This is a genomic window from Variovorax sp. YR752, from assembly GCF_943372545.1.
Map to the genome: position 1 here is coordinate 36767 of NZ_CALRZC010000005.1, position 20835 is coordinate 57601.

At 70.3% G+C, this 20835-nt stretch carries 17 protein-coding genes; 16 read left to right on the plus strand and 1 reads right to left on the minus strand.

The genetic code is table 11. The annotated features are described in order from the left end of the window. Nucleotides 1-142: 142 nt before the first annotated feature. The 14 genes from flgB to AAG801_RS02005 are packed head-to-tail and all read left to right on the plus strand — an operon-like array spanning nucleotide 143 to nucleotide 15922. On the plus strand, nucleotides 143-547 hold the full coding sequence (flgB, locus tag AAG801_RS01940) for a flagellar basal body rod protein FlgB (RefSeq protein ID WP_341886920.1): 405 nt from the start codon (nucleotides 143-145) through the stop codon (nucleotides 545-547). A gap of 11 nt (nucleotides 548-558) precedes the next feature. Beyond that, nucleotides 559-963, plus strand: a complete 405-nt coding sequence (gene flgC / locus AAG801_RS01945) for a flagellar basal body rod protein FlgC (RefSeq protein ID WP_341886921.1) — start codon at nucleotides 559-561, stop codon at nucleotides 961-963. A 23-nt stretch (nucleotides 964-986) separates the two neighbouring features. After that, on the plus strand, nucleotides 987-1625 hold the full coding sequence (locus AAG801_RS01950; RefSeq protein ID WP_341886922.1) for a flagellar hook assembly protein FlgD: 639 nt from the start codon (nucleotides 987-989) through the stop codon (nucleotides 1623-1625). Nucleotides 1626-1646: 21 nt separating this feature from the next. After that, nucleotides 1647-2912, plus strand: a complete 1266-nt coding sequence (gene flgE, locus AAG801_RS01955; RefSeq protein ID WP_341886923.1) for a flagellar hook protein FlgE — start codon at nucleotides 1647-1649, stop codon at nucleotides 2910-2912. A 38-nt stretch (nucleotides 2913-2950) separates the two neighbouring features. Then, a complete protein-coding gene (flgF, locus tag AAG801_RS01960; protein WP_341886924.1) occupies nucleotides 2951-3676 on the plus strand; it encodes a flagellar basal-body rod protein FlgF in 726 nt (241 codons plus the stop codon). Nucleotides 3677-3707: 31 nt separating this feature from the next. Further along, nucleotides 3708-4490 carry a flagellar basal-body rod protein FlgG gene (gene flgG, locus AAG801_RS01965; RefSeq protein WP_341886925.1) on the plus strand — a complete coding sequence of 261 codons (783 nt, stop codon included), beginning with the start codon at nucleotides 3708-3710 and terminating at the stop codon, nucleotides 4488-4490. Continuing rightward, a complete protein-coding gene (locus AAG801_RS01970; RefSeq protein WP_341886926.1) occupies nucleotides 4490-5170 on the plus strand; it encodes a flagellar basal body L-ring protein FlgH in 681 nt (226 codons plus the stop codon). Before flgG ends, AAG801_RS01970 begins: the two co-directional genes overlap by 1 nt. 19 nt (nucleotides 5171-5189) lie before the next feature. Beyond that, nucleotides 5190-6356, plus strand: coding sequence for a flagellar basal body P-ring protein FlgI (locus tag AAG801_RS01975; protein ID WP_341886927.1), 1167 nt, complete (start codon nucleotides 5190-5192; stop codon nucleotides 6354-6356). Continuing rightward, on the plus strand, nucleotides 6356-7192 hold the full coding sequence (gene flgJ, locus AAG801_RS01980; RefSeq protein WP_341886928.1) for a flagellar assembly peptidoglycan hydrolase FlgJ: 837 nt from the start codon (nucleotides 6356-6358) through the stop codon (nucleotides 7190-7192). Before AAG801_RS01975 ends, flgJ begins: the two co-directional genes overlap by 1 nt. Nucleotides 7193-7205: 13 nt before the next feature. Then, nucleotides 7206-9191, plus strand: coding sequence for a flagellar hook-associated protein FlgK (gene flgK, locus AAG801_RS01985; RefSeq protein ID WP_341886929.1), 1986 nt, complete (start codon nucleotides 7206-7208; stop codon nucleotides 9189-9191). Between the two features lie 14 nt (nucleotides 9192-9205). Then, nucleotides 9206-10408: a flagellar hook-associated protein FlgL gene (gene flgL / locus AAG801_RS01990; protein WP_341886930.1), complete on the plus strand. Its 1203-nt coding sequence runs from the start codon at nucleotides 9206-9208 to the stop codon at nucleotides 10406-10408. A gap of 7 nt (nucleotides 10409-10415) precedes the next feature. Then, nucleotides 10416-11615, plus strand: coding sequence for an HDOD domain-containing protein (locus AAG801_RS01995; RefSeq protein ID WP_341886931.1), 1200 nt, complete (start codon nucleotides 10416-10418; stop codon nucleotides 11613-11615). Nucleotides 11616-11639: 24 nt separating this feature from the next. Next, nucleotides 11640-15260, plus strand: a complete 3621-nt coding sequence (locus AAG801_RS02000) for a PAS domain S-box protein (protein WP_341886932.1) — start codon at nucleotides 11640-11642, stop codon at nucleotides 15258-15260. Between the two features lie 59 nt (nucleotides 15261-15319). Next, complete coding sequence (locus tag AAG801_RS02005; RefSeq protein WP_341886933.1) at nucleotides 15320-15922, plus strand: response regulator; 603 nt, start codon at nucleotides 15320-15322, stop codon at nucleotides 15920-15922. 15 nt (nucleotides 15923-15937) lie between these two features. Here AAG801_RS02005 and AAG801_RS02010 read toward each other — a convergent pair whose 3' ends face one another. Beyond that, nucleotides 15938-17203 carry an ATP-binding protein gene (locus tag AAG801_RS02010; RefSeq protein WP_341886934.1) on the minus strand — a complete coding sequence of 422 codons (1266 nt, stop codon included), beginning with the start codon at nucleotides 17201-17203 and terminating at the stop codon, nucleotides 15938-15940. Between the two features lie 127 nt (nucleotides 17204-17330). On the opposite strand from AAG801_RS02010, the gene AAG801_RS02015 reads away from it, so the two are divergent. Both AAG801_RS02015 and AAG801_RS02020 read left to right on the plus strand, forming a co-directional pair. After that, on the plus strand, nucleotides 17331-18581 hold the full coding sequence (locus AAG801_RS02015) for an Hpt domain-containing protein (protein WP_341886935.1): 1251 nt from the start codon (nucleotides 17331-17333) through the stop codon (nucleotides 18579-18581). Next, nucleotides 18578-20830 carry an EAL domain-containing protein gene (locus AAG801_RS02020; RefSeq protein ID WP_341886936.1) on the plus strand — a complete coding sequence of 751 codons (2253 nt, stop codon included), beginning with the start codon at nucleotides 18578-18580 and terminating at the stop codon, nucleotides 20828-20830. The genes AAG801_RS02015 and AAG801_RS02020 overlap by 4 nt, the downstream gene beginning before the upstream one ends. The last annotated feature ends 5 nt before the right edge of the window (nucleotides 20831-20835 follow it).

Sequence of the window (20835 nt, forward strand, 5' to 3'; positions counted from 1 at the left end):
GCGGGCACCAGCGCAAGGGCGCGAAATGGCGCCGGAAGACCTTGCTTATCCCGCTTATGTCCGGCGGGGCGCTGAACAGAATCCTGTCACATCGCCTTACCCGGTTTCCGGACGGCGCCACTGACACAGGACGAGCGCGACCATGCTGAACCGCCTCACCGCATCGCTGGACTTCCACGGCCAGGCGCTCACGCTGCGCTCGGAGCGGCAGCGCCTGCTCGCCAGCAACATCGCCAACGCCGACACGCCGGGCTACATCGCCCGCGACATGGATTTCGCCGCCGCGCTGCGCCAGGCGACAGGCCAGTCCAACGTCGCCTCGACGCTGGCCGCGCCGGCCGCCGGCCACATCGCCGCGGCCACCGGCGCGCGCGCCGAACCCAACCTGCTCTATTCGAGCGCCAGCCAGACCAACCTCGACCGCAACAGCGTCGACATGGACCGCGAGCGCGCCGCCTTCGCCGACAACAGCGTGAAGTACGAAGCCACGCTGCGCTTCATCAACGGCAACGTGCGCACGATGCTCGACGCCATCAAGGGCCAGTAAGGAGTCGCTTCATGTCGATGTTCAACATCTTCAACGTCTCGGGCAGCGCGGCCAGCGCGCAGAGCCAGCGCCTGAACGTGGTGGCGAGCAACCTCGCCAATGCCGACACCGTGGCCGGCCCCGACGGCCAGGCCTACAAGGCGCGTCAGGTGGTGTTCCAGACCGAGCTGATGGGTCAGGTCGGCGCGGCCGGCGTGCGCGTCAGCACCATCCAGGAAGACCAGACGCAAGGCCGCCGTGTGCACGACCCCAAGCACCCGGGCGCCGACGCCGAGGGCTACGTCACCTACAGCAACGTCAACCCGGTGGAGGAGATGGTCAACATGATCTCCGCCTCGCGTTCGTACCAGAACAACGTCGAGGTGATGAACACCGCGAAGAGCCTGCTGCTGAAGACGCTGCAGATGGGTCAGTGACCCGCAAGGACTGAAAGCACCCCATGGCCGTCTCCTCCGTCAGCAACACCAGCGCCACCGACCTGGCCGCGCAGTCCGGCAACAACGCCGGCGCCGCCGACCGCTTCCTCAAGCTGCTGGTCGCGCAGATGCAGAACCAGGACCCGCTCAACCCGATGGACAACGCGCAGGTCACCAGCCAGATGGCGCAGATCAACACGGTGACCGGCATCGAGAAGCTCAATACCACGGTGCAGGGCCTGAACAGCCAGTTCGTGCAGATGCAGGCGCTGCAAGGCGCCAGCCTGGTCGGCCGCGACGTCATCGTGCCGGGCAACCTGATGGACATCGCCGACGGCGTCGGCCAGGGCGGCTTCGAGCTGACCTCCGCCGCCGATGCGGTGAAGGTCGAGATCCTCTCCGCCAGCGGCCAGGTGGTGGAGACGATGCAGCTCGGCGCGCAGAGCGCCGGCATGCACAGCTTCGACTGGAACGCCGGCACCGCCACCAACGACAGCGGCCTGCGCTTCCGCGTCACCTCCACGCTCGGCGGCACCACCACCAGCGCGACCACGCTGATGCGCGACACGGTCGATGCGGTCAGCACCAGCGGCACCGGCTTCAACCTCGAGCTCGCGCGGGCGGGCAGCGTCGGCTACGCCGACGTCAAGGCATTCAACTGATCACCCTCAGCGAGGACACCCATGAGCTTCCAGCAAGGCCTCTCCGGACTCAACGCCACCAGCAAGAACCTGGAGGTGATCGGCAACAACGTCGCCAACGCCAACACCTACGGCTTCAAGTCGGCGCGTGCCGAGTTCTCCGACATGTACGCCACCTCGATGAGCGGCACCGGCACCAACAACATCGGCATCGGCGTCAACCTCGCGGCGGTGGCCCAGCAGTTCACGCAGGGCAACATCGTCACCACCGAGAACCCGATGGACCTGTCGCTCAACGGCGCCGGTTTCTTCCAGGTGACCGACGGCCGCAGCCCGATCACCTACACGCGCAACGGCCAGTTCAAGGTCGACCGCGAGGGCTTCGTCGTCAACAACCAGGGCGACAAGCTGATGGGCTACCCGGCCGACGGCAACGGCGTCATCCAGCCGGGCACGGCCGGCCCGCTGCGCATGCCCACCGCCGGCATCGACCCGGCCGCCACCACGACGATGACGCTGGAGATGAACCTCGACGCGCGCGCCGCCACCACGCTGCCGACCGCCGGAGCAGACATCGTCTTCAGCGACCCGCGCACCTACAACAACGCCACCTCGGTGACGGTGTACGACGACAAGGGCCAGGACGTCGCGCTGACCTACTACTTCCAGAAGGCCTCGACCGACACCTGGAACGTCTACGTGACCGCCAACGGCGCGCCGATCAGCGTCGACGGCGCGGGCGACCCGGTCGCCTCGACGACGATCAGCTTCCCGTCCAACGGCGGCACGCCGACGGCGCCGGTGGGCACGGTGGCGCTGAACATCCCGGCCTCGACCAACGCCAACGGGGCGCAGACGCTGGCGATCCCGAACGTGGCGCTCGACCTGTCGGGCGCGACGCAGTACGGCTCCAACTTCGCCGTCACCGACATCAGCCAGAACGGCTACGCGCCGGGCCAGCTGGTGGGCATCCAGTTCGAGGCCAACGGCATCGTCACCGCGCGCTATTCGAACGGCCAGTCCAAGCCGGCCGGCCAGGTGGAGATCGCCACCTTCCGCAACAACCAGGGCCTGCTGCCGATGGGCGGCAACGGCTGGCAGCGCAGCTACGCCTCGGGCGACCCGGTGCTCGGCGTGCCGGGCGACGGCAACCTCGGCGGCATCCAGTCGGGTTCGCTGGAGGAATCCAACGTCGACCTGACCGGCGAGCTGGTCAACATGATGACCGCGCAGCGTGTCTACCAGGCCAACGCGCAGACCATCAAGACGCAGGACCAGGTGCTGCAGACGCTGGTCAATCTCCGCTGATCACACTGAGCGGCACCGACCCGAGCTGAAGGAACGCCATGGATCGAATGATCTATCTGAGCATGTCGGGCGCGAAGGCGACCATGCAGCGCCAGGACGTGCTCGCGAACAACCTCGCGAACGCCTCCACCGTCGGCTTCCGCGCCGAGCTGCACGCCTTCCGCGCCGTGCCGGTGCAAGGCAGCGGTGCCAGCACGCGCGTCTATGCGCTCGAGTCGACGCCCGGCCACGACAGCAGCCCGGGCGTGATCACCAACACCGGACGGCCGCTGGACGTCGCGATGCGCGGCAACGCCTGGCTCGCCGTGCAGGGGCTGGACGGCACCGAGGCCTACACCCGTGCCGGTTCGCTCGAAGTCTCCGCCGACGGCACGCTGATGACCCACGGCGGCCTGACCGTGATGGGCGACGGCGGGCCGATCCAGGTGCCGGCCAACAGCGAGGTCAGCATCGCCGGCGACGGCACCGTCAGCGCACGCGGCGCCAATGGCCGCAACACGGCGGTCGGCCGGCTCAAGCTGGTCACGCCGGAAGAGCCGCTGATCCGCAGCGAGGACGGCCTGTTCCGCGCCGCCGACGGCGACCTGCCGGCCGACGCCACCGCCCGACTGCAGGACGGCGCGCTCGAGGGCAGCAACGTCAGCCCGGTCGAGACCATGGTGGCGATGATCGCCGCCGCGCGCCAGTTCGAGGCACAGATGAAGGCGCTGCAGACCGCGGAAGGCAACGAGAAGGTGGCGGCGCAGCTGCTGTCGATGTCGTGAGCGACAACCCCATCCTGAAAGGAAGCCGATCATGATGCGATCGCTGTGGACCTCGAAGACCGGCATGGAAGCCCAGCAGACCCAGCTGGACGCCATCTCGCACAACCTCGCCAACGCCTCGACCAACGGCTTCAAGAAGTCGCACGTGGTGTTCGAGGACCTGATGTACCAGAACATCCGCCAGGCCGGCGCGAACAGCTCCGAGCAGACCACGCTGCCCACCGGGCTGCAGGTCGGCCTGGGCACACGCGCCGTCGCCAACGTGCGCAGCTTCACGCAGGGCAACCTGCAGCAGAGCAGCAACCCGCTGGACCTGGCGGTGCAGGGCAACGGCTTCTTCGAGATCCAGATGCCCGACGGCACCGTCGGCTACACCCGCGACGGTTCCTTCCAGGTCAGCGCGCAGGGCCAGCTGGTCACCAACAACGGCTACCCGCTGAACCCCGGCATCACGATTCCCGCCACCGCGCAGAGCGTGACGATCGGCAACGACGGCACGGTCAGCGTCGTGCTGCCCGGCAACGCGCAGCCGCAGTCGGTCGGGCAGATCCAGCTCGCCAGCTTCGTCAACCCGGCCGGCCTGGAGCCCAAGGGGCAGAACCTGTACGCCGAGACCGCCGCCTCGGGTGCGCCCAACACCGGCGCGCCGGGCACCAACGCGCTCGGTTCGCTGCGCCAGGGTTTCGTCGAGACCAGCAACGTCAACGTCGTCGAGGAACTGATCGGCATGATCCAGACGCAGCGCGCCTACGAACTCAACTCGAAGGCGATCCAGACTTCGGACCAGATGCTGCAAAAGCTCGGACAACTCTGATGGACGCAATGATCCGAACCGCTGTCACCGCGGCAGCCGTCCTGCTGCTGGCCGGCTGCCAGGTGCTCAACGCGCCGCCCAAGGTCGACGTCGCCGAGCCGACCTCGGCGCTGCCGGCGGCGCAGCCGGCACCGGTGGTCAACAACGGCTCGCTGTTCCAGGCCGCGCAGTACCGGCCGCTGTTCGAGGATCACCGCGCGCGGCTGGTCGGCGACACGCTGACGGTGCAGATCGTCGAGAAGGTCTCGGCCAGCCAGAAGAGCACCAGCAGCATCGACAAGAGCGGCACGGTCAGTGCCGGCATCACCGCGCTGCCGGGCATCGCGCCGAACTCCTTCGGCCGCGCCAGCGCCGCCGGAAACTCGAGCAACACCTACGCCGGCAAGGGCAGCACCGAGAACAGCAACGACTTCTCCGGCACCATCACCGCGACGGTCACCGGCGTGCTGCCCAACGGCCACCTGCTGGTGGCCGGCGAGAAGCAGATCGGCGTCAACCACAACGTCGACGTGCTGCGCTTCTCCGGCCAGGTCGACCCGCGCGCCATCCAGCCGGGCAACAGCGTGCCCAGCGCGCAGATCGCCAACGTGCGCATCGAGCACCGCGGCCGCGGTGCCCAGGCCGAGGCGAACGGAATTGGCTGGCTGGCCCGCTTCTTTTTGAACGTTCTGCCGATTTAAGGCGGCGAAGAATGGGGTCATGGACCATGACTCCACCTCCGACCGCGCAGACCGCACCGACCACGTCGAGCGCCTGATCCGCGCGCTGATCGCGGCGGCCGCGCTGATGGCCAGCGCCGCGCTGTGGTGGCCTGCCACCGCCAACGCCGCGCGCATCAAGGAACTCGCCTCGGTGCAGGGCGTGCGCAGCAACCCGCTGGTCGGCTACGGCCTCGTCGTCGGGCTCGACGGCACCGGCGACCAGACCACCTCCACCCCCTTCACCGCGCAGAGCATCGCCGCGATGCTGCAGCAGATGGGTGTGACCGTGCCCGCCGGCGCGAGCATGCAGCTGAAGAACGTCGCCGCGGTGCTGGTCACCGCGCAGCTGCCACCGTTCGCGCAGCCGGGGCAGACACTGGACGTCAACGTTTCGTCGCTGGGCAACGCCAAGAGCCTGCGCGGCGGCACGCTGATCGCCACGCCGCTGAAGGGCGCCGACGGGCAGATCTACGCGCTGGCACAGGGCAACCTGATCGTCGGCGGCGCCGGCGCCTCGGCGGCCGGCTCGAAGGTGCAGATCAACCACCTCAGCGCCGGCCGCGTGCCGGAAGGCGCGACGGTCGAACGTGCCGTGCCGACGCCGCTGAACCAGGGCGAGTACCTGCAGCTCGACCTCAACGCGAACGACTACGGCACCGCGCGCGAGGTCGTCAAGGCGATCAACACGAAGATGGGCGAGGGCATCGCGCAGGCCATGGACGGCCGCGTGATCCGCGTGCGCATGCCGGCCTCGCCCGATGCGCGGGTCGCCTTCATGGCCGACATCGAGAACCTGGCCGTCGAGCGCGCTGCGCCGGCCGCCCGCGTGGTCGTCAACGCCCGCACCGGCTCGATCGTCGTCAACCAGGCGGTGACGCTGTCGGCCTGCGCGGTGGCGCACGGCAGCCTGTCGGTGACGATCAGCAGCACGCCGGTGGTCAGCCAGCCCGGCCCGCTGTCGGGCGGCCAGACGGTGGCGCGCGAGAAGGCCGACATCACCATCAACCAGCAGCCCGGCTCGCTGATCCAGATGCCGGCGGGCACGCAGCTCGTCGACGTGGTCAAGGCGCTGAATTCGCTGGGTGCGACGCCGCAGGACCTGCTGGCGATCCTGCAGGCGATCAAGGCGGCGGGCGCGCTCAATGCGGAACTCGAGGTGATCTGATGGCCATCAACGGCTCGTCACCCCTCGCCGCGGACACGCGCTCGATCGACGCGCTGCGCGCCAGCGCCTCGAAGGACCCGAAGGCCGCCATCAAGGAGGCCGCGAAGCAGTTCGAGGCGCTCTTCATGCAGCAGATCATGAAGAGCATGCGCGAGGCCACGATGAGCAGCGGCATGCTCGACAACTCGGGCACGCAGATGGGCACCGAGATGCTCGACACGCAGTTCGCCACCAAGATGACCGGCCTGCCCGGCGGCCTGTCGGAGGTGATCGCGCGGCAGCTCGAGCGGCAGATGAGCGGCGCGCAGCCGGCCATCCCGACGCCCACCGGCACGACGGCCACGCCGCCGGCGAAGACCTCGGCCTCACAGGCCGACTTCGTGCAGAAGCACAGCGACGCCGCACGTGCCGCCGAGGCGCAGACCGGCATCCCCGCGGCCTTCATGGTCGCGCAGGCGGCGCACGAGTCGGGCTGGGGCAAGCGCGAGATCCGCAACGCCGACGGCTCCTCGTCGAACAACCTGTTCGGCATCAAGGCCGGCCCGTCGTGGAAGGGGGCGGTGGCCGAGGTGACCACCACCGAATACGTCGACGGCCAGCCGCGCAAGGTGACGGCGAAGTTCCGTGCCTATCCGAGCGCCGCCGACTCCTTCGCCGACTATGCGCGGCTGATGAAGACCAGCCCGCGCTACACCGGTGTTCTCGCCAACGCCACCAGCGCACAGGGCTTTGCGCAGGGGCTGCAGAACGCCGGCTACGCCACCGACCCGGCCTATGCCGACAAGCTGGCCCGCACGATCAACACCACGCTGCGCCTGCAGCGTGCGATGAGCTGAAGGACACCGAGTCATGGGCGCTTCCGCACTGATGTCGCTGGGCATGCGCGCGATGACCGCGAACTACGCGGCCTTGCAGGCCACCGGCCACAACATCTCCAACGTCAACACGCCCGGCTATTCGCGGCAGAGCGTGGTGCTGGAGACCAACGGCGGCCAGTTCACCGGCGCCGGCTTCTTCGGCAAGGGCGTCAACGTCGCTTCGGTGAAGCGCGAGCACAGCGAGTTCCTGACCCGCGAGGCGGCGACCACACGCGCCATCGCCGCGGCCGACGAGACGCGCAGCAACCAGATGCAGCAGCTCGAGAAGGTCTTCGCGCTCGGCGAAGACGGCATCGGCTACGCCGCCTCGCAGCTCTTCAACGCCTTCGTCGACGTGGCCAACAAGCCGGCCGACACCTCCTCGCGCCAGGTCGTGCTGGCGCGCGCAGGCGAGTTCGCGACGCGGCTGAAGGTGGCCGGCGAGCAGCTCGACACGCTGCAGCAGGGTGTCACCGAGGAACTGCGCGCCAGCATCACGCAGGTCAACATGCTGGCCGGCCGGGTGGCCGAACTGAACCAGAAGATCGCGGCGGTGAAGGGCTCGGGCCAGTCGCCCAACGACCTGCTCGACCAGCGCGACCTGGTGATCAGCGAGATGAGCCAGTACCTTCAGGTGAGCACCGTGGAGGCCGGCGACGGCAGCATGAGCGTGTTCATCGGCGGCGGCCAGAAGCTGGTGCTGGGCAGCCAGACCACGCAGCTGGTGGCGATGGCCGACGTGTTCGATCCGTCGCGGCTGCAGCTCGGCGTCAATGACGCCGGCTCGCTGCGCGAGATGCCGCAGGAACTGGTCACCGGCGGCTCGCTGTCGGGCCTGCTGCGTTTCCAGAACAGCGACCTGGTGTCGGCGCGCAACCAGCTCGGCCAGATCGCCGCGGCGGTGGCCGGCAGCGTCAACCAGCAGCAGGCGCTGGGCCTGGACGGCAGCGAGCCGCCGACCACCGGCGCACCGCTGCTGACCGTCGGCGGCCCGCTGGTGCTGCCGGCCTCGAGCAACACCGGCAGCTCGACGGTCAGCCTCGCTGTCACCGATTCGATGGAGCTGCAGGCGAGCGACTACGAGCTGTGGCGCGACCCGGCCCTGCCCGCCGGCAGCTACACGCTGACGCGCTTGTCGGACGGCAGCAGCCAGACCGTCGCCAACGGCGCCATCATCGACGGCTTCCAGATCAACATCGCGGCGCCGGCACCGGCCGACAACGACCGCTTCCTGCTGCGGCCGGTGGCGGCTGCAGCGGGCACTGCGGCGCTGGCGCTGGAGAACCCCCGCGGCATCGCCGCCGCCTCGCCGGTGACGGCGACCTTCGATGTCGACAACACCGGCACGGCCTCGGTGTCCGCGCTCAGCGCCACCGCGGTCAACGCCGCCGCCGCGCCGCTGACCGCCACCATCGCCTTCACCAACGACAGCGGCGCCTACACCTGGGAGCTGCGCGACGCCAGCAATGCGCTGGTGCGCAGCGGCACCGGCACCTGGACGGCCGGGCAGCCGATCCGCAGCGATGCCTGGACGCCGGCCACGCCGGCGCAGCGCTACGACTGGGCGCTCGACCTGAACGGCGTGCCGCGCAACGGCGACACCATCACGCTGGGCAATACGCCGTTCCCGGCGGCCGACAACGGCAATGCGCGCGCGATGATGGCGCTGCGTGATGCCGGCCTGGTCGGCCAGCGCACGCTGACCAGCGGCACCGTGGTGCCCGGCAGCAGCGTGACCGACGCCTACGCGAACATGCTTGCCGAAGTGGGCGTGCGCGTGCAGAGCGCCAAGCTCTCGGCACAGCAATCGGCCTCGATCGCCGACGACGCCGATGCGGCGCTGACTTCCAAGGTCGGCGTCAACCTCGACGAGGAGGCCGCCCGGCTGATCCAGTTCCAGCAGAGTTACCAGGCCGCGGCCAAGATGCTGCAGGTGGCGCAGTCGCTGTTCGACACGCTGCTGCAGACCGCCGGCTGATCGGGAGGAGATCCATGAGCATTCGCATCAGCACCCTGCGTGCCACCGAGGCGGGGATCGAGACGCTGCAGAAGCGGCAGGTCCAGCTGGCCGAGAGCCAGGAGCGGCTGACCTCCGGCAAGCGCGTCGACAAGGCGAGCGACGACCCGGCCGCCGCCGCGCGCGCCGAACGCGCGCTGGCCGGCGAGATGCGCGCCGGCACCAGCCAGCGCGCCGTCGACGCCAGCCGCACCGCGATGTCGCTGTCGGAGACGGCGATGGGCGACGCGGTCGAACTGCTGCAGCAGGCGCGCGAGGCGATGGTCGCCTCCGGCAATGCCTCCTACAGCGACCAGGAGCGCAGGGGCCTGGCGGAGAAGCTCTCCGCGATCCGCCAGCAGCTGCTGTCTGTGGCCAACCGCACCGACGGTGCCGGCACCTACCTGTTCGGTGGGCAGGGCGCGAGCACGCAGCCCTTCGTCGATGCCGCTGGCGGCGTGCAGTACCAGGGCATCAGCGGCGAGCGCCGCACCGAGATGGGCACCGACCTGCCGCTGACGGTGGACGGCGACGGTATCTTCATGACCGCACGCACCGGCAATGGCGTGTTCCAGACCAGCGCCGCCGCCGGTGTCACCGGCGCGTGGATCGACAACGGCCAGGTCAGCGACCCGTCCGCGCTGACCGGCTCGACCTACACGCTGCAGTTCAGCGTCGCTGCCGGCGTGACCACCTATGCGGTGCTGCAGGACGGGCTGCCGACCGCGGTCACCGCGGCGCCCTACACCTCGGGCCAGGACATCGCGGTCGACGGCATGACCTTCCGCATCAGCGGCTCGCCGGCCAGCGGCGACAGCTTCACGGTGCAGCCTTCGGCCTCGTCGCTGTCGGTGTTCGACGCGATGGACCGGGCGATCGGCGAGTTGTCGACCACCGGCCGCAGCACCGCGCAGATCGCCCAGGGAACGACCAACGCGCTGCGCGACATCGACCAGTCGATGGCGCTGCTGCAGGGCGCCCGCGCGGTGGCCGGCGAAATGCTGGTGCGCATCGACAGCGAGACCGGCCGGCTGGCCGACCAGAAGCTGGCCAATCAGGAACAGCGCAGTCTTGCGGAGGATTTGGACATGACCGAGGCAATCTCGAAGTTCCAGAACCAGCAAACCGGCTACGATGCGGCGCTCAAGTCGTACTCGATGGTGCAACGCCTGTCGCTGTTCCAGTACCTCAACACGTAAGGCCAAGATGCTCGACGTCGCGATCCTCGGCCAGGTGGCCTTCGGCTACTCGCCGTTCATCGACAAGAACCGCTCGGTGTCGGCCACCCGGCTGACGGTGTTTCCGCTGAAGCCGGACATGGCGATCGACGCGGGCCAACTGCTGCACGCCGTCGGTGGCGTGTGGCCGGCAGATGGTGCGCGCGTGTCGCTGAACATCGCCAGCGAGTCGCTGCTGCAGGACCTGCTCAATGCGCAGCCGGCCGCCAACGTGATGATCGAGATCCCGGCCTTCATGGCCTGCGACCCGGCCAACACCGCGGCGATCGTCTCGCTGCGCGCCAACGGCAATGTGCTGCTGCTCAAGGGCCGCCCGCTGTCCGAGCTGCCTCGCGAGGTGCTGCCCTGCTTCAAGTACTCGGTGATCGACATCGCCGACGACCGCCGCAGCGATGGCTCCAAGCCGCCGCCGGGTGTGGAGCGCAACATCCCGCACGTGCAGGCCGGCGTGCGCACGATCGCCGAGATGGAGCAGTCGTTCGCGCGCGGTGCCGAGGCGGTGCTCGGCTGGCCGATCGACGACGCCATCCAGTCCGGCAACGCCAAGTCGCGCGCCGGCCAGCCCGACATGCAGGCGATGGTCGAGCTGATCCGCCAGGTCGATGCGGCGGAGCCGATCGAGAAGCTCGAGAACACGCTCAAGCGCGACCCGTCGCTGGCTTTCAAGCTGATGCGCTACATCAACTCGCCGGCCTTCGGCCTGCGGGTGGAGATCAGCTCGTTCCGCCACGCCATCATGATGCTCGGCTACAAGCGCCTGAAGCGCTGGGTGGCGCTGTTGCTGGCCACGGCGAGCAAGGACGTCAACATGAAGCCGGTGATGTTCGCCGCCGTGCGCCGGGGCCTGCTGATGGAAGAGCTCGGCCGCGCCAGCGCCGACGAGGAGATGCGCAGCGAGCTGTTCATCTGCGGCGTGTTCTCGCTGCTCGACCGCATGTTCCAGCAGCCGTTCTCGGAGCTGCTGGCGAACATTCCGGTGCCCGAGCGGGTGCAGCAGGCGCTGGTCGACGAGACCGGCCCCTTCCAGCCTTTCGTGCACATGGTGCGCGCGATCGAGAACGAATCGCTGTTCGATTTCCGCGAGGCCGCCGAGGCGCTGATGATGAGCGTCAGCGAGGTCAACCGCGCGCAGCTGCGCGCCCTGACCGCGGCCAGCCAGCTGGAATGATCCAACGATGAGGGCCGCGGCCCCGTGGCGCTGAGGGGCCCGATCCGCCCCGAGACCCGGCTGCCGCTGGCGGCCTGGTTCCCCCTGCTCGATACCCTGGCCGACGCCGTGCTGCTGCTCGACGGCGCCGGGCAGGTGCTGTTCGCCAACGGTGCCGCGGCGGCGCTGTTCCCTGGCTTGTCGGGCCAGCCCTTGCAGGTGCTGGCGCAGCGGCTGGGCGAGGTGCCCACGGCCTGGCTGCAGGCCGCGCTGCGTGGTGGCCCGCGGGCCGCCGAACCGCCACGGGTCGAACTGCCCGACGGGCGCCACTTCGCGATCGCCTGGCGGCGGCTCGATTCCGGCGAAGGCGTGCTGCGCCTTGCACCGATCACGGCTTCGGCGGCGGCCGAGGCGCCTGCGGTGGTCCACGCCGTCGATCCGACTGTCCGCTTCATTTGGGAGTCGCCGTTCCCGGCCACGCTGCAGGACGCCGACTTCCGCCTGGTCGACGTCAACCCGGCCTACGTGGCGCTGACCGGCCGTACGCGCGAATCGCTGATCGGGCGCGACCCGATCGAGCTGCAGCCGCCGGAAGACCAGCCCAGCAGCCGCGCCGCGCGCGAGGCCTTCACCGCACAGGCGGGCGACACGCACGGCGGGCCGCTGTTCGAACGCCGCCTGCTCGACGCCGACGGCCGCGAGCGCTGGTACCGCGCGACGCGCCAGCGCATCACCGATGCGCAGGGCCGCGAGCTGCTGCTCGTGGTGATGCAGGACTCGACCGCCGAGCACGTGGCGCGCGACCGTGCCGACCGTTCGGCGCGCGAGCTCGACCAGTGGTTCGATCTGAGCCCGATGGGCATGGTGCTGTTCGACGACCGCGGCCTGCTGGTGCGCAGCAACCCGGCGTTCGAGGCGCTGGTCGGCAGCGTGCCGGTGACCTTGCCCGAGGCCGACGAGTCGCTGCAGCAACTGCTGTGCTGGCAGGGCGGCGCGGCCGATGCGCTGCTGCAACCCGGAGCGCCGCCGCTGGAGCGCCAGGTCTGGATGCCGCGGCCGGACGGCAGCATGCTGCGCCTGCGTTCGATCGTGCGCTGCTACAAGTCGCCCGGTGGCCATCGCCGCCACATGGCGGTGGTCGAGGACCGCAGCGTCGAGGAGGAGCGCGACCTCGCGCAGGTGCAGATCGGCGCGATGATGGACACCGCCGGCGTCGGCCTGGCCACCTTCCAGGAGTCGCTCGGCTGGGTGCGCCAGCGCCAGACCGGCGGCGGCGGATCGGGCGCGCCCTCGGCGCTGCAGGCGATCGGCCGCGACGTCGTGCTGCCCGAGTCGATTCCGGAGTACGAACGGCTGCAGCGCGCGCTGCGCCTGGGCGAACGTGCCGAGGTGCGCTACGCGGTGCGCCACCCGGAGCTCGGCGAACGCTGGTTGCTCACCCGCGTCGAGCCGGCCGTCCTGGCCTCGGGCAAGCGCACCACCTCGGTGGTGACGCTGGACGTCACCGAGCAGGAGCAGGCGCGCTCGCGCAGCGACGAGCTGCTGCGCGAGATGAGCAACATCCTCGAGAGCACGGTCACCGGCATCGCGCAGTTGCGTGGCGGCCTGCTGGTGCGCTGCAACCACCGCTTCGAGGCCATGCTGGGCATCGCGCCGGGCAGCGCCGCGGGCCGCGAGCTGCCCGAGCTGTTCGGCCAGCAGCCGCAGGTGGTGCGCATCGCCGCCGATGCGCAGCGCACGCTGGGCGAGGGCGAGGTGCTCGAGGCCGAGTTCGAGTTCGCGCCGCCCGGCCTGCCGCTGCTCTGGTACGGCCTGTCGCTGCGCCGCACCGACGGCCGGGCCGGCGTGGTCGAGCTGATCGCCGTGCTGTCCGACATCACGCGGCTGAAGCTGCAGCAGACCGAGCTGGAGCTGGCGGCGCGAGACCGCGAGCTGATGTTCAGCCTGTCCGAGGTCGGCATCGCCTCGGTGCGCGGCGGGCGCATCCAGCGTGCCAACGAGGCCCTGGCGCAGCTCGCCGGCTGGCCGGTGCAGGACCTGGCCTCGCTGACGCTGTCGACGCTGTACGCCGACCCGGCCGACTACCTTCGCCGCTGGCCTGCCCAGGAGCGCGAGCTGCGCGCCAGCGGCCGCTGGAGCGGCGAGATGCAGCTGCGCCGGCGCGACGGGCAGCTGCTGTGGGCGCAGCTCGGCCTGCGGCTGGTCAGCCAGGCCGATCCGGCGGCGGGCTTCATCGCCTCCTTCGTCAACGTCGATGCGCGGCATCGCGCCGAGCTGGCGGTGGCGCTGCAGGCCGAACGCACACGCGCCATCCTCGACTCGGTGCTGGTGGGCATCGTCACCGTCGGTGCCAGCGGCATCGAGTGGATGAACCGCTCGGCGCGGCGCATGTTCGGCGGCGACCTGGCGGACTTCCTCAACCAGCCGATCTCGACGGTCGCCACGCCCGAGCCGACGCATCCGTTCCGCCGCACCCATTACCTCGAGGAACTGGCCGAGGGCCAGGCCGAGACCTTCGAGTGCCGCGTCAAGGCGCGCGACGGCCGCGAGTTCTGGGTGGTCGGCAACGCGGTGGCGACCAGCCGCGAGTCGACCGGCCGCCAGCTCACCTACGCGCTGCTCGACATCGAGCGGCGCCGCCAGGCCGAGGCGCGCATGTCCGAGGCGCAGGCCTCGCTGCAACGCATCATCGAGGCGGCGCCGATGGCGATCACGCTGCGCGACGCGCGCACGCTGAAGATCCTGCAGGTCAACCAGGTTGCAGCACGCACCGCGCAGAGCACGGCGGAGCAGCTGATCGGTCTGACGCCCGAGCAGGTGTTCGACGCCGCGACCGCCGCGCAGCGCCGCGCCGACATGGAAGCCGCGCTCGCCTCGCGCGAGCTGACGCAGCGCGAATACCGCGTCGAGACGGACGGCGCCACGCAGGTGTGGGACACACGCTACCTGCCGCTGGCCACCCAGCCCGGCCAGCCGCCCGACCAGTTGCTGCTGGTCTCGACCGACGTGACCGAGCAGCGCGCCGCGCAGGAGGCACGCTTCGAAGCCGCCATCGCGCAGCGCGAGATGCTGGTCAAGGAAGTGCACCACCGCATCAAGAACAACCTGCAGGGCGTGGCCGGTCTGCTGCAGCAGATCGCGCAGCGCAAGCCCGAGGTGGCCGGCGTGATGTCCGAGGTGATCGGCCAGGTGCAGGCGATCGCGCAGGTCTACGGCCTGCAGGTCGGCGTGACCGGGCCGCTGCGCGTGAAGAGCGTGGTCGAGGCGATCGCCGGTTCGGTGCAGCGCACCTTCGGTCGCACGATCCGCTTCGAACTCGAAGGGCCGGTGCCGCACCGCTGGGCGCTGCCCGAGGCGGAGTCGATCCCGATCGCTTTGACGCTCAACGAACTGCTGACCAACGCCGTCAAGCACAGCGCCGGCGACGAGGTGGCCTGCACGCTGCACTGTGACGAGACCGGCGTGCGCATCGCGATCGGCAACGCCGGCCGCCTGCCGGAGGGCTTCAACCTCGCGCGCGTGCCCGGCGGCGTGTCGGGCCTCGGCCTGGTGCGGGCGCTGCTGCCCAGGCGCAGCGCCTCGCTGACCATCGAGCAGCAGGGCGAGCGGGTGCTGGCCATCGTCGCGCTGGACCCGCCGAGCATCACGCGCCTCGACCCGGCATGACGAGCGCCGGTTTGGCGGACAATTCGCGCACAACAGAACAAGACAGGACGGGACAGGCAGTGAGTGCAGCGGGCAAGGGCACGATCCTGGTGGTGGATGATGACCGGCTGGTGCTGGCCACGCTGACCCATGGCCTGGCGCAGGCCGGCTACGAGGTCATCGACGCCGACAACGGCGACGACGCCATCCTGCTGGCTCGCGAGCGCCGGCCCGACCTGGCGCTGCTGGACATCCGCATGGAAGGCAAGAGCGGCTTCGACGTGGCCGAGGCGCTGCGCGACAAGTACCGCATCCCGTTCATGTTCCTGTCGGCCTTCTCCGACGACGCCACCGTCGCGCAGGTGAAGGCGCTGGGTGCGGTGGCCTACCTGGTCAAGCCGCTGGACATCCGCCAGATCGTGCCGGCGGTGGAGGCGGCGTTCAGCCACATCGGTGCGCGGCGCGCTGCGGCGCCGGCGCCCGAACCCGCGGCCACCGGCACCGAGCCTCTGGCGCCCGTGGTGGCGATGGCGGTCGGCGTGCTGATGCACCGCTACTCGCTGGCCCGCGCGCCGGCGCTGGAGCGCCTCAAGCGCCTGGCCGAGGGCGAGCAGCGCGCCCTGGCCGATCAGGCCGAACGGCTGTTGCAGGCGGTCGAACTGCTGTCGAATCCGGGAGCGTAGTCCGGCTACCTCCGCTCAGGCGGGAGGCAGGCTGAAATGGAAGCTGGCGCCGCGGTCGACCTCGGCCTCGGCCCAGACCTCGCCGCCATGGCGCCGCACGATGCGGCGCACCGTGGCCAGGCCGATGCCGGTGCCCTGGAACTCGCTGGCGCTGTGCAGGCGCTGGAACACGCCGAACAGGCGCTCGGCAAAGCGCATGTCGAAGCCGGCGCCGTTGTCGCGCACGGTGTAGGTGTCCGGATGCTGCGGGCGCCGCTCGAGCCAGACCTCGGGGCTGCGGCACTTGCCGGTGTACTTCCAGGCGTTGCCCAGCAGGTTCTCCAGCACCAGGCGCAGCAGCGTCGGGTCGCCCATCACCTGCAGGCCGGGCTCGACGTGCAGCGTCACCTGGCGCTCCGGCGACTGGCGGCGCAGATCCTCCGCCACGTAGCCGGCGAGCTGCGACAGGTTGACCGGCTGGCGCGCCAGCGGCTGCGAGGACAGCCTGGACAGCGTCAGCAGCGCGTCGATCATGCAGTTCATGCGTGCTGCGGCGCCGAGCACGCGGTCGAGATGGTCGTTGCCGATGCGGTCCAGCACGCCGCCGTAGTCTTCCTTGAGGATCTTCGTGAACCCCTCGACGACGCGGATCGGTGCGCGCAGGTCGTGCGAGACGGTGTAGCCGAACGACTCGCGCTCGCTGTCCTCGGCGGCCGAGGCCGGCGGCGGCAGGGGGACGGGGTCGTCGACGATCCGCAGCGTGCCGGTGTAGCCGGCGAAGGCGCCCTGCGCGTCGCTCCACACGCAGCCGCGCAGCAGCGCCCGCTGCTGCGGTGCGCCGGGCGCGGCGGTGAAGTGCACCTCGACGTCGTGCAGCGCCGAGCGGCTGTCGAGCCAGCCGCGCAGCGACTCCCGCCCGGTGCAAGGCAGGCGCTCCCACAGCGGCATGCCGGTGTCCGGGGCGCCCGGCAACTCCGCGCCGGCCGGCGCGCGCAGCAGTGTGAGGCGGTGGTCGGCGTCGGTGCGCCACAGCCAGACGTCGAGCAGCGATTCGAGTTGGTGCAGGTCATCGCGGGCGCGCCGCAGTTCGTCGACGCTGCGTGCGTGACGCTGCGCAGCCCACCAGGCCAGGCCCGCGCCGATCAGCACCGAGGGCAAGGCGATGGCCCATCCGGTCAGTGCCGCAGGGGTGGCGTCGGCGGCCCAGGCCGGGGCCAGCCCGGTGGCCAGCATCACCGCGATCGCCCCGGCCGGCCGCCGGCGTGGGCCGGGAGCGACGGGGTCCGCCTGGATGCCATGCATGTGGCAGATTGTAAGGAGGCCCCCTGCAGGCCGCGGCAAGGCGCCAGGTTCAAGTTCGGGAGAGGGCCGCCGAAGACCCGGAAGTGTCGTGCGACGCCCGCGTCGCCGTGTCTTCCTGCCGCCATCGATGCTGATCCGAGTCTCACGCCTGCTGTTCTGGACTGCTGCCGCCGCGGCGGCGGTCGCCCTGTTCGGCCCGCCTTCGCTGGCCACGGTCATGACCGCCTTCGCCGGCATCGGCGTGCTGGCAGCCTATGGCGTCTGGCGGCTGCATCTGCTGCGTGACCGGCGGGCTGTCCTCGACGACGCGGCAGCGCTCGTCCCCGTGGGCCTGGACGAAGCTGCGCTGCGCGACATCGGCGAGCGCATGGTGCGGGTCATTGGAGCGAGCGCGGGTTTCGAGCCCGCGCTGCACGCCGCCGCAGCTCTGCTGCGCGCCGAGCTGGGGGCCCGGGAGGTCACCGTGCACCGGGTGCGCGCCGTGTCGCCGCCGATCGTGGAACTGGTCACGCTGATGGCCGATGGTGGGCTTGGGGTCGAGCACCGCGTCCGGCTCGAGCGTTCGCCGCTGGGCGAGGCCCTGCGCGCGGGCCGTGTCGCGGGCGCGGGGTCGGGGCCGTTCGCTCTGCCGGTGCGTCAGGGCGCGGGTTGGGCAGCGGTCATCGAGCTGGGGCCGGTCGCGCTGGTGGCGCCGGACGGTGCGCTGGAAGCCTTGTTCGATCTGACGAGTTCGCACCTGCGGGCGCGGGCCGACGCCGCCTCGGCTGCGCAGGGCCGCGATGAGCCCGCTGCGTGTGACATCCTGCCGCTGGCGCAACTCGATGCGGACGCGGTTTCCCGACCGTCCGACCCCGGTTGTGATCGACAATACGCTGCAGTGGCCTCGCCGGAGCGTCGCGCGAGCGGCGCTACGCGGACCGGGGCTGCACCACCCTTCGAATCCACCACGTCCTTCGTGCCACCGACCCCGCCCAGCCCCTCGCTGCCTCCCGGATCCGACGCCGCGTCGGGCGAGATGCCGCGGACCGTGCTCGATGCACAGGCGCTCGAGCGGCTGCGCGAACTCGATCCGAAGGGCGAGAATCACCTCATGGAGCGTGTGCTGCAGGCCTTCGAGGTCTCGGTCGCGCGGCTCGGGCCTCAGCTCGAGGCCTCGCGCCGCAGCGGCGACCGTGCCGGCATCCGCCACGTGGCGCACACGCTGAAGTCCTCCTCGGCCAGCATCGGCGCGATGAGCTTGTCGCAACAGTGCGCGGCGGTCGAGGCGATGGTCCGGCAGGACAGCACGGACGATCTGGACGCGCCTCTGGCTGCGCTGAGCGCCGAGATCGACGCCGTGCTGAAGGCCCTAAGATCGGTGCTGGACAAGAACCCATGACCAAGTCACCGGCCATCGACGACGACGACCTGCCGCGCCAGCCCAAGGTGCTGCTGGTGGACGACGACGAGGTCAACCTGCTGCTGACCTCGATCGCGCTGCGCGAGCGCGGCTTCGACATCACCGAGGCCAGCGGCGGCGAGCAGGCGATCCGCATGCTGGCCGACTGGCTGCCCGACGTGGTCGTGCTCGATGCGCTGATGCCCGGGCTCGACGGCTTCGAGACCTGCCGCGAGCTGCGCCACCTGCCCGGCTTCGAGTCGCTGCCGGTGCTGATGCTGACCGGCCTGGACGACGATGCCTCGATCACCCGCGCCTACGAGGCCGGGGCCACCGACTTCTTCGTCAAGTCGACGCAGTGGAGCCTGCTGGCCGGGCGGCTGCGCTACCTGCTGCGCTCGGCGCGCACACGCCAGGAACTGGAGCGCAACAAGTCGCGCCTGGCCCGCGCGCAGGACCTGGCGCGCATGGGCAGCTTCGACTGGAAGCGCAGCGATGGCGGGCCGATCTTCTCGACCGAAGGCCTGCGCGTGTTCGGCCTCGCTCCCGAGGAGCGGTTGCCGTTCCGCACCCTGCTGCGCATGCTGCCGGAAGACGAGCGCGACGGCCTGCTGACGGTGCTGCGCGAAGTGCTCAAGCACAGCTCGGTGCTGGCCCGCGACGTGACCGTCACCCTGCTCGACGGCCGACAGCGCATCGTTCACGTCGAGGCCGAGCCGGAGTTCAACGAGCACGGCAACCTGATCGGCTACACCGGCATCGTCCAGGACGTGACCGACCGGCGCATGGCCGAGGACAAGATCAAGCACCTGGCCAACTTCGACGGCCTCACCGGCCTGCCGAACCGCCGCCAGCTGATCTGGCGCACCGAGCGCGCGCTCGAGCATGCGCGGCGCCTCGGGCACCAGGTGGCGCTGCTGCTGATCGACCTGGACCGCTTCAAGGTCATCAACGACACGCTGGGCCACAGCTCCGGCGACGAACTGCTGATGGAGGTGTCGCGCCGGCTGCGCTCCTGCGTGCGCCACTCCGACCAGGTGATGGAGAGCTCGCTGGAAGCCATGGGCTCGCGCTCGCACCGCACGCTGGAGGCGGTCGGCCGGCTCGGCGGCGACGAGTTCGTCGCGCTGCTGCCCGAGGTCACCGACGAGCGTGATGCCGAGCGTGTGGCCAAGCGCATCCTCGACCTGATGCGCGAGCCGATCTTCGTCGGCGGGCAGGAATGTTTCGTCACCGCCAGCGTCGGCATCGCGCTGTACCCGCGCGACGGCTCGACCATGGCCGACGTGCTGCGCAACGCCGACGTGGCGATGTACGCCGTCAAGTCCAGCGGCCGCAACAGCTCGGCGCTGTACTCGCCGATGCTCGCCGGCAAGGGCCGCGAGAAGCTCGAGCTCGAGACCGACCTGCACAAGGCGATCGAGCGCAACGAACTGGTGCTGCACTACCAGCCGAAGATCGACGTGCGCAGCGCGCGAATGGTCGGCGCCGAGGCGCTGATGCGCTGGCGGCGCGGCGGCACGCTGGTGCCGCCGGGCGACTTCATCCCGCTGGCCGAGGAAACCGGCCTGATCAACCCGTTCTCGGAGTGGGCGATCAAGGAGGCTGCGCGCCAGGTGCGCATCTGGCAGGACAACTTCGGCTTCGCCGATTCGATCGCGGTCAACCTGCCGAGCCGCCTGTTCGAGCGCACCGACCTGGTCGAGAACATCCACGCCGCGGTCAGCGCCTACGGAGTGCCGCACCACGCGATCCAGATCGAGATCACCGAGACCGGGATCATGTCCGAGGACAACACGATCCCCGTGCTGCACCGGCTCAACGAGATCGGCGTCGAGATCGCGATCGACGACTTCGGCACCGGCTATTCCTCGCTCGCCTACCTGGCCACGCTGCCGATCTCCGAGCTGAAGATCGACATCAAGTTCGTGCGCGACCTCGGCCTGACGCCGCAGAGTTCGGCGATCGTCGGCGCCATCATCGCGCTGGCCCGTGCGCTCGGCCTGCGCGTGGTCGCCGAGGGTGTCGAGAGCCTGCGCCAGATGGAGGTGCTGCACCGCCTGGGCTGCAGCGTCATGCAGGGCTACCTGTTCAGCCGCCCTCAGCCGGCCGACGACATCGAGACCTGGCTGCAGCAGACCGTGCTGCCGCGCAAGGCGCCGTGGATCGGCAAGGCCGGCGAGATGGACCTCGGTGACGCACTGCGGCCGGTCGACTCGCGCGATGCCCGCATCAAGCCGGCCGGCTGAACTTT